A 7,514-nucleotide genomic window follows, 5' to 3' on the forward strand; every position below is an offset into this window, starting at 1 on the left:
GAGGATGCCTTCCGGTGTATGAAATCTGACTTGGGCTTTCGACCGATACGCCATCACATTGAGCGACGCTCAGATGGCCACCTGTTCATTACGGTGCTTGCCTACCATATCCTCCATGCGATTCGTTTCAAACTGAGAATGAAGGGCATCCATGACAGTTGGTCAAAGATCCGGGAAAGATTGTCCATGCATACTCGGAACAGTACCACGCAAAAAAGAAAAGACGGAAAGGTGATCCATATCCGGAAATCATCCCGGCTGGAGCCCCACCAAAAGGTAATCTATGATGCCTTGAACATTGCTTCTGTGCCTGGACGGATGGTGAAAAAGATTCTATGACCACTCAAACATGTAGTGCCAGAAAACGAGATTGGCCGTCTTTAACTTACTGTTATTGCATAAGAATATTTTTGTCTTCATGAATTTGGGTTAATAAGTGGTTGGGATATAGGGAAAGAAGCACGCTTCAAAAAAGGCCGGGAGTTGAACCTCCCGGCCTTTTACTACTTTTTGTTATTTTTCTTCTTCTTTTTCTTCTTCTTCGTCCTCATCCTCATAGTAATCATTTACGCTTTCTGCGCCTTCAGGTACTTCCGCTTCTATGGAACGCGAAATTCCCCTTACGAGAATTGCAGTAATGAGGAAAAGTAAAATAACTGAAATAACAATTATCATGGCGATTGTCGTTGTCCATGATTTTACTTCTTTCTCTACATTCTCGGAGTAAGCCCTGGCAAGAGTATTGAATTTATCTACATTTACTCCCATTCCTATCCACCCGAATCCGCCAGGCTTTGGATAGCTTTCCGCATAGAACTTAATTGGTGCATAAGCAACAAATTTTATGTTATTTTTGAATTTATAGGTTTTAATCCCGGAATTTCCCGCAGCCGCATCCTTTGCAATTTCCGGCATGCCTCTATCTATAAAACCAAGAAGATTGAGATTTAATACCTCTTCTCCCTTTTCAGTTAGAGCCGTTGCGGTTTTTTCAGTAAGCGGCATGGCAGGACGACCATTACTATGAAGACCAATTATATGGTAGTCATTCGGATGAGAAATAATAAATCCTCTGTTGTCCACCATATAGGCATAATTGCCGGTTGATGCATCTGCTTCGACAACATATTCAGACTGAGTCGGCACAATATGATCGGTAAACTCAGCAAGGTGCCTTGCATCAAGAGCAAGGACAATTATCCCCGCAAACCCTTTTTCGTCAAATAAGGGAGTGGCCATACGAATTATACCCGTGAACCTCTTTCCCTTCTCAAAATCAGACCTGTCTACATACCAGCCTGTGACGTGAGAAATGTAAGCTTCCCCTTTCTTGAGATTCCTGGTCTTGACAAAATAATCCTCAGATTTGTAAGTTGTGTTTGCAGGATTACTCACGTTTGTCAGCTTTGATTTTGGCACTATCTTTCCGTTAGTGATTTTTATCAATTCTTCACCAGTTCTGTCAATCAGAGACATCTCGGTGTAGAGAGGGACCAGAACCTTGCGAACTTTTTTAGCTTCCCTTATCCATATGTAACTCTTCTTCTTGCTTATGAACTCATTGTATGCAGAATCGGTTGCCGGAATAATCGTTGCAATCATAAGATCATTCCTTCTCTCCCCAAGGAACTTGGCAACGTCTTCAGCCGTATTGATGGCACGTACCCTTATCTCATTTTGGGATTTTTCGTCTAAGGCTGCAGTTGCCCGCTGTCTCGTTGTTTCTCCCACTTTGAATATGCCATTGGCTATAAGAAGGGCCATGAGTGATAAGGGGATTACGATAAGCAGGAAGAAGATCCTCCCTACAGTGAATAACTGCTTTACTTTTTTAGTTTCTGACATTATCATTTCCCCCCTAGCTGTGTTTTTGAAGTGGATTGTCTGATCCTATCCAATAAAATAGCTCATGTAGGGGTTTGCATAAAGGAGAACAAGCGAGACAACGAGGGCATATATGGCGATCGATTCTGCCATGGCCATACCAACAAGCATCGTCATCAGTATCTTTCCCTGAACTCCGGGGTTTCTCCCAACTGCTGTACATGCTCCGTTAGCGGCCTGACCTATTCCCATACCCGCGCCAATTGCACCCATTCCGATAGCAAAACCAGCGGCAAGCATGGCGCCTACAGCGAACGCAACTTTTACGTACGAGTCACCGGTGGGGAGTACTTCCGAAGCAAAGGCTACTGGTGAAGATAGCAGCAGGACAGCCGTTGTTGTAAGGGGGATTAATAACATCTTTTTTAGTTTCTGAAACATTTTTATTCTCCTTTCATTGTTAATTAGTTTTTATCTTCCCCTTTCATCTTTATAGCATAAAGAGCGTTTCTGAAAAAGGGGAAATATTTGAGAACTGGAAGGGGATATTGCAACAGTTATGCCACTTTATTATGGATTGAGGTTTCTGCTTTAACATAGCATAAACGTTCGTATAATTTAAATTTTGGGTTTCTGTGCTTGATATTCTTCTAAAAAGTATAGTTTAACGTCTTGTTAAATTGCAATCTGTGAATTTAACGAAGTTTAAAATTAGCTTATATATCAGTATATTTTTATTGAAATATTTTGGTTGGAACGATAATATGCAAGACCTATATAAGTTTATTCGTGAGAGAATGGATGAAGGCTCTGGAACTTTGATTTCAGGTTGTGAAAGGGTAAAATGATACAGGAAGTATTGACCGCTGTAACCTATCTGGTCGTTTGGCTTATCTGTGACAAGATTATTGGTATTGAAAGTGGATTAACCAAGCTTCTTATTTCGTTGGGTGCTGCTGTCGGTGTTTATATATTGATGGCTGTTAAAAAGCATAAAGAGAAAGGCCAAAGAAAGGAGTAATTGACTATGCAGAAAACCCGGTCCAGCGATAAAAATAAGCGTTTTAAAATCAATTCAACGCTCTCCATCTGGCTGGCCACTTTAGCTGTTGTTTTCATGATTGTCCTGTTTGCTCTGGTCATCAACAATGCAAGGGAAAAAGAAATGGTGGAGCAGTACAGTAAGCAGCAATTGGTTATTGCCAGTGGGACAGCTACCGGAATAGAGGATCTCATTGTTGGCATCGAAAAAAGTATGATAAATCTGTCCAAGCTCCCATGTGTTAAAGGAACTATGCCGGAAGCCACACTCCAGAGCATGAAGGTATTTCATAGTGATTTGGAAGGGAAGGTTAATTTTATAGCCATAGAAGATAAAGATGGAGTGGCCATAGGCACTTACCCAACTTCTTACATGAAAGGAATAAAGGATAACAGTTTTGAATTTTCCCGCTATTTTCAGGAGGTAAAGGAAACAGGAATTCCATATATAAGCGATCCGTTACCGATGGGTGAGAAAAAAGGTAAGGACATGGAAAACATATCTAAGTCCATTATTATTGCTGTTCCCGGATATGATTCAGATAATGAGTTTTCCGGTGTGGTTTTTGCTGCCCTTTCTCTTTCTACAATAATTGATCGGTATATCAGGCCGGTCAAGTGTGAGGTGTCTTGCTATTCCTGGATGGTGGATGATAGAGGCACAATACTTGTTCACCCCGATGCTGAATTTATAGGAAAGGATGTCGGGATACTCGAAGGTGCGAAGTCTGAGGGAACAGCTTCCCTGAAAGATGTTTTACTGAAAGGTGAAGGGGGATACGGTGAATATTTGCTGATAGGAGATGGAGGCAGTGTTGAAAAGAGTGTTGTGGCCTATGCCCGGGTTAATCTTGAATCACGGAAATGGGCGATTGCTGTCAGTTCTCCTCATGATGTGGTAATTTCACTTTTACGTAAAACTTTTCTCAATGTCATGGCTGTAGCTGCCGGGTTGATTGCTACCGTTATTATCGGAAGCATATTTGTGGTTAATTCAGGGAGAAAGCGGCTGCGTCTCGAGGAGGAAGTGAAACACCTGAAGGAAAAGAGTATCTGGCAGGAAAAGCTTGCCAGGGAGAAGAAGACCATTGAAGGAATCATAGAAGGGTCTCCCATACCGACATTTGTCCTGGACAGGGAGCACAAGATCATCCTTTGGAACAAGGCCTGTACTGAGTTGACCGATTTTGACGGCAATGAGATGATAGGCACGGACAGGCAATATGTTCCATTCTATGCGGAGAAGAGGCCTGTTATAGCTGATCTGATTGTTGATAGTGATATTGAAGGATTGACAAAGTATTATGGTAGTAAGATGGTACAGGAGTCGGAGGTAGTAAAGGGCGCTTATGAAGCGAGGGATTTCTTTAAGGACTTAGGTGGTAAAGACAGGCACCTCTATTTTCTGGCGGCCCCGATATATGATGAAAAGGGGGAGGTCATCGCGGCCATTGAGACCCTTCAGGATGTCTCTGGAGAGAAGGAGATGGAAATCAGATTGAAGGAGTATGCCGAGACTCTCGAAAATGAGCTGGATAAAAATGTCAGATTAAGAAATGAGATGGAAGAACTTTACAATTATCTCCAGTCTATATTGGACAGTTCCCCCGATCGGGTATTTGCCTTCAACAGTGAGGGGGGTATCGATTATGTCAGCCGGGCAAAGGGAGGAAAAAACGGATCTGCCCTTCAGCATGTCAAGGGTAAACACTTTACGGAATTTGTTGCCCCGGAACACAGAGATTCCATGCTTGAAAAATGGAAAGAGATAAAGAGAGGAACATATAAACCTTTCGAGATCGAGATAAAAAAAGAGGATGGTTCGGTGAGAAATTTATTGTTGACCTCCGGGCCGATTAAAGGCACTGACCGGTATGTTGTTGTTCAACGGGACATTACCGAGTTCAAGAACCTTGAAAAAAAATTCTATGAGAGCCAGAAGCTTGCTGCTGTGGGACAGCTGTCCGCCGGTGTTGCACACGAAGTCAGGAACCCGCTTTCTTCTATCAAGATGAGCCTTCAAATTCTGGAAAAAAGGCTGAAACCTTCAGGAAATGATTTGAAAAGATTTGAGATTGCCCAGAAAGAGGTTGAGCACCTGGAGAAGCTGGTAAGAGATATCCTTATTTTTGCCAGGCCTGGAGAAGCTAAATTGGAGCCTGCTGATATCAATAAAGCTCTTAAAGAATCTCTGGCAATGGCTGAAAAGGAAATAACTGATAAAAAGATAAGTATCCAGAGTACATATGATAAAGAAATTCCGCTTATAAAATTTGATTCGGCTATGTTGGAGGAGGCATTTTTAAATATCTATCTCAATGCTATTGATGCAATGGAGGATCGGGGAAAACTCTTAATATCGACGGAACTGGTTAAAAATAAAAACAAATTTCTTGTTATTGAAGTCAAGGATAATGGTTGTGGCATTGATAACGAAGACCTTCACCATATATTCAACCCATTTTTTACGAATAAGAAATACGGTACCGGTCTCGGGTTAACCCAGGTTAAGAAGATTGTTGATCTGCACCAGGGAACGGTAGAGGTCATAAGTGAAAAGGGGAAAGGAACAACAGTTCGCATAACATTTCCGATTTTCAGTGAGGAGACGGGAGAAGGATTGGAGATTCAGGCGTAAGCCCGTAAAAAGCCGATGAGACCATCGAGCCCCTCTTTATCGTTTGATTCCTTTATGCCTCTCAGTCTGTACGGTTTTAGCCGATAGAAACTTACAATCACCATATTTAGGGAGTGGTGGCATGTCGAAAGTTCTTGTAGTTGATGATGACAGTTCTATATGTGAGACCCTCAAGCTATATTTGACTGAAGAAGGGCATGAAGTACATACCGCACTGACCGGCACTGATGGGTTGAACAAGGTAGTTGAGGTTTCGCCTGATGTTGTAATCCTGGACATAAGACTACCGGACATTAGTGGTTTTACTGTATTGGAGGATCTGAAAGGGGATGCTGAAAGTGCCAAAGTGATTATGATTACCGCTCATCATGATATGGATACGGCTATTAAGGCAATGAAGGAAGGGGCTTTTGATTACATTCACAAACCTATTGATGTTGATGAGCTGGACATAGCTATTCAGAAGGCATTAACAACCCTTGAAATGGAGAGGAAAATAAATGGTCTCCTCATGGAACCTTCCAGGGATTTCAAGGTCGGGGATATTATTGGTACAGGCAGTGCGATGAGAGAGATTTTTAAAACCATAGGGATTGTTTCTCAGAGCAAAACAACAGTGCTTATTCAAGGGAAGAGTGGAACTGGCAAGGAACTGATCGCGAAGGTTATACATAATAGCACTTCGAGCAGTGAGCCTTATATAGCGATAAACTGCTCAGCCATTGTGGATACTCTCCTTGAATCTGAACTTTTCGGTCATGAGAAGGGTTCCTTTACGGGAGCGATAAGTAAGAAATTGGGCAAATTTGAGCTTGCCCGTTACGGCACAGTTTTTTTGGATGAGATCAGCGAGATGTCAATAAATCTCCAAGCCAAGCTTTTAAGAGTATTGCAGGAAATGGAGTTTGAGAGAGTTGGCGGGAAAGATAGAGTAAAGGTTAATGCAAGGATAATCGCTGCTACCAATAAGGACCTAAGGAAACTTGTGAGAGAAGGTAAATTCAGGGACGATCTTTATTATCGCCTGAATATTGTGTCGATTAACATTCCTCCCCTGAGAAAGAGGGGTGAGGATATCAGACCTCTTATCGACTATCTCCTCAAAAAAATCAATCGAGATTTACATAAAAATGTTGTCGGTGTATCCCGTGAGATGATGGACATCTTTATGAAATACACCTGGCCTGGAAATATCAGGGAGCTGGAGAATCTTCTGGTTAGAGCCATTGTTATAACCAAGGGGCAGGTTCTCGGAAAAAGTGACTTCCCTGATCTGTTGGAGGACTTTCCAGAAGGAGAAAATCAGAGTGAGAGGATAAGCGAAGGAAATGAAAAAGATGAAGATTTTGAAATCTGTACCATAGATGAGATAGAGAAGAAGCATATAAGGCGGGTTATAAAGAAAACCGGCAAGAATAAGGGTGAAATCTGCGAAATACTTGGTATCTCGCGGCCTACTCTTGAGAGGAAATTAGAAAAGTATGGTATAGAATTTGAGTAATGATGAGTGTTTGGCAGTAAGTAATCAACAATCTATTCCATAAAGCGGCAAAGCCGCAACCCCAAAAGTGCCTAAAGTTTGAAGTGCCTAAAGTGAGCTAAAGTTAATGTACACGCCTTCGGCGCGGTTAAATTCGAAACAGGCTGCACTGAAAGAGTGTTTTTAAACTTTGATGCACTCGTGAAAAGTCTTTTCATAGCGAATATAAGCATTTTGGGAAAAAGATGCTGGCAGTGTCTGGCGTTAAAAAAATCTAATTGTTTGAGTGCATTAGCACGAGTTTTTAGATTTTTAGCCAGGCAATGTCAGCATCCCCAAAATGGTTCTGAGCGTAGAAAACTGACTTTTTACGAACGTGTCAACTTTAGACACTTTAGTTCACTTTACACTCTTAACTAAATCTTGCTGTTTGAACTGGTACCAACATCTGCACAAAAAACGCAGTTGTTGAAAATAAAGACTCTAACCTGTCAGGGCAGCTATCTGCGCCAGAATTTCCTCATTATTAAA

At 41.8% G+C, this 7,514-nt stretch carries 6 protein-coding genes; 4 read left to right on the top strand and 2 right to left on the bottom strand.

Annotation, left to right across the window (positions count from 1 at the left end):
- Positions 1-339 (top strand): hypothetical protein (locus Q7J27_00200; GenBank protein MDO9527562.1); only part of this gene is annotated, 339 nt, incomplete at its 5' end.
- Between the two features lie 174 nt (positions 340-513).
- Here Q7J27_00200 and Q7J27_00205 read toward each other — a convergent pair.
- Both Q7J27_00205 and atpE read right to left on the bottom strand, forming a co-directional pair.
- Positions 514-1,845 (bottom strand): cache domain-containing protein, encoded by a 1,332-nt coding sequence (locus tag Q7J27_00205; protein ID MDO9527563.1) that lies wholly within the window; start codon positions 1,843-1,845, stop codon positions 514-516.
- Positions 1,846-1,890: 45 nt separating this feature from the next.
- Complete coding sequence (atpE, locus tag Q7J27_00210; protein MDO9527564.1) at positions 1,891-2,265, bottom strand: ATP synthase F0 subunit C; 375 nt, start codon at positions 2,263-2,265, stop codon at positions 1,891-1,893.
- Between the two features lie 403 nt (positions 2,266-2,668).
- Between atpE and Q7J27_00215 the strand changes: the two genes are divergently transcribed.
- From Q7J27_00215 to Q7J27_00225, 3 genes are all read left to right on the top strand, one after another.
- Positions 2,669-2,845, top strand: a complete 177-nt coding sequence (locus Q7J27_00215; protein MDO9527565.1) for a hypothetical protein — start codon at positions 2,669-2,671, stop codon at positions 2,843-2,845.
- A 6-nt stretch (positions 2,846-2,851) separates the two neighbouring features.
- Complete coding sequence (locus Q7J27_00220; protein ID MDO9527566.1) at positions 2,852-5,503, top strand: ATP-binding protein; 2,652 nt, start codon at positions 2,852-2,854, stop codon at positions 5,501-5,503.
- A 121-nt stretch (positions 5,504-5,624) separates the two neighbouring features.
- Positions 5,625-7,004 (top strand): sigma-54 dependent transcriptional regulator, encoded by a 1,380-nt coding sequence (locus Q7J27_00225; protein ID MDO9527567.1) that lies wholly within the window; start codon positions 5,625-5,627, stop codon positions 7,002-7,004.
- Positions 7,005-7,514: the final 510 nt, after the last annotated feature.

It is taken from the genome of Syntrophales bacterium, from assembly GCA_030655775.1.
GTDB lineage: Bacteria > Desulfobacterota > Syntrophia > Syntrophales > JADFWA01 > JAUSPI01.